Annotated in this window: 2 rRNA genes (1 of these 2 only partly in view); both read right to left on the minus strand. The window is 51.6% G+C overall.

The features are described from left to right. Positions 1–940 (minus strand): 23S ribosomal RNA (locus tag ACFVVL_RS35270) (it extends 1,988 nt beyond the left edge of the window). Positions 941–1,198: 258 nt separating this feature from the next. Next, a 16S ribosomal RNA gene (locus ACFVVL_RS35275) occupies positions 1,199–2,747 on the minus strand. Together the 16S and 23S rRNA genes form the textbook arrangement of a ribosomal RNA operon. Positions 2,748–2,767: the final 20 nt, after the last annotated feature.

Here is a 2,767-nt window from a genome sequence, read left to right on the forward strand (position 1 = left end):
AACCCGGTAGGGGCCCCTAGTCCAATCAGTGCTCTACCTCCGAGACTCTTACCTTGAGGCTAGCCCTAAAGCTATTTCGGAGAGAACCAGCTATCTCCAGGTTCGATTGGAATTTCACCGCTACCCACACCTCATCCCCGCACTTTTCAACGTGCGTGGGTTCGGGCCTCCATTCAGTGTTACCTGAACTTCACCCTGGACATGGGTAGATCACCTGGTTTCGGGTCTACGACCACGTACTAAACGCCCTATTCAGACTCGCTTTCGCTGCGGCTCCGCCTCTTCAGCTTAACCTTGCACGGGATCGTAACTCGCCGGTTCATTCTACAAAAGGCACGCCATCACCCGTTAACGGGCTCTGACTACTTGTAGGCACACGGTTTCAGGATCTCTTTCACTCCCCTTCCGGGGTGCTTTTCACCTTTCCCTCACGGTACTGGTTCACTATCGGTCACTAGGTAGTATTTAGCCTTGGGAGATGGTCCTCCCAGCTTCCGACGGAATTTCACGTGTTCCGCCGTACTCAGGATCCACTCAGGAGAGAACGAAGTTTTGACTACAGGGCTGTTACCTCCTATGGCGGGCCTTTCCAGACCTCTTCATCTACCTCGTTCCTTTGTAACTCCGTACAGAGTGTCCTACAACCCCAAGAGGCAAGCCTCTTGGTTTGGGCTGGTTCCGTTTCGCTCGCCGCTACTCAGGAAATCGCATTTGCTTTCTCTTCCTCCGGGTACTTAGATGTTTCAGTTCCCCGGGTCTGCCTTCAATACCCTATGTATTCAGGTAAGGATACTGTTCCATTACGAACAGTGGGTTTCCCCATTCGGAAATCTCCGGATCAAAGCTTACTTACAGCTCCCCGAAGCATATCGGTGTTAGTCCCGTCCTTCATCGGCTCCTAGTGCCAAGGCATCCACCGTGCGCCCTTTCTAACTTAACCATTAGCGAATAAATGGTACAACATACTGTTGTGTTATTTATTGGTTTGATTAAAGAAAAGTTTCACTTTTCCTCAGCAATTACTGTTATCTAGTTTTCAAAGAACAAAACAACTGACTTCAATCACATCATGATAAACATCACTGTGATATCTACGTGCAGTTTTGCGCCGAGTAATCGCAGGCGCAATTATTAATGAGAGATTGAACTCTCAAAACTGAACAAAGTGTCAAAACGTACGTCATGTAAAAATCCTTAGAAAGGAGGTGATCCAGCCGCACCTTCCGATACGGCTACCTTGTTACGACTTCACCCCAATCATCTGTCCCACCTTAGGCGGCTGGCTCCTTAAGGTTACCTCACCGACTTCGGGTGTTACAAACTCTCGTGGTGTGACGGGCGGTGTGTACAAGGCCCGGGAACGTATTCACCGCGGCATGCTGATCCGCGATTACTAGCGATTCCAGCTTCATGTAGGCGAGTTGCAGCCTACAATCCGAACTGAGAATGGCTTTATGGGATTCGCTTACCTTCGCAGGTTTGCAGCCCTTTGTACCATCCATTGTAGCACGTGTGTAGCCCAGGTCATAAGGGGCATGATGATTTGACGTCATCCCCACCTTCCTCCGGTTTGTCACCGGCAGTCACCTTAGAGTGCCCAACTGAATGCTGGCAACTAAGATCAAGGGTTGCGCTCGTTGCGGGACTTAACCCAACATCTCACGACACGAGCTGACGACAACCATGCACCACCTGTCACTCTGTCCCCCGAAGGGGACGCCCTATCTCTAGGGTTGTCAGAGGATGTCAAGACCTGGTAAGGTTCTTCGCGTTGCTTCGAATTAAACCACATGCTCCACCGCTTGTGCGGGCCCCCGTCAATTCCTTTGAGTTTCAGCCTTGCGGCCGTACTCCCCAGGCGGAGTGCTTAATGCGTTAGCTGCAGCACTAAAGGGCGGAAACCCTCTAACACTTAGCACTCATCGTTTACGGCGTGGACTACCAGGGTATCTAATCCTGTTTGCTCCCCACGCTTTCGCGCCTCAGCGTCAGTTACAGACCAGAAAGTCGCCTTCGCCACTGGTGTTCCTCCACATCTCTACGCATTTCACCGCTACACGTGGAATTCCACTTTCCTCTTCTGCACTCAAGTTCCCCAGTTTCCAATGACCCTCCCCGGTTGAGCCGGGGGCTTTCACATCAGACTTAAGAAACCGCCTGCGCGCGCTTTACGCCCAATAATTCCGGACAACGCTTGCCACCTACGTATTACCGCGGCTGCTGGCACGTAGTTAGCCGTGGCTTTCTGGTTAGGTACCGTCAAGGTACCGCCCTATTTAACGGCACTTGTTCTTCCCTAACAACAGAGCTTTACGACCCGAAAGCCTTCATCACTCACGCGGCGTTGCTCCGTCAGACTTTCGTCCATTGCGGAAGATTCCCTACTGCTGCCTCCCGTAGGAGTCTGGGCCGTGTCTCAGTCCCAGTGTGGCCGATCACCCTCTCAGGTCGGCTACGCATCGTTGCCTTGGTGAGCCGTTACCTCACCAACTAGCTAATGCGCCGCGGGTCCATCTGTAAGTGGTAGCCGAAGCCACCTTTTATGTCTGAACCATGCGGTTCAAACAAGCATCCGGTATTAGCCCCGGTTTCCCGGAGTTATCCCAGTCTTACAGGCAGGTTACCCACGTGTTACTCACCCGTCCGCCGCTAACATCAGGGAGCAAGCTCCCATCTGTCCGCTCGACTTGCATGTATTAGGCACGCCGCCAGCGTTGTTACTTATACAGTTTTAATATCTCAGATTTATTTTATTGACTTATTAGTG

It is taken from the genome of Kitasatospora sp. NPDC058115, from assembly GCF_042884635.1.
Lineage (GTDB): Bacteria > Actinomycetota > Actinomycetes > Streptomycetales > Streptomycetaceae > Kitasatospora.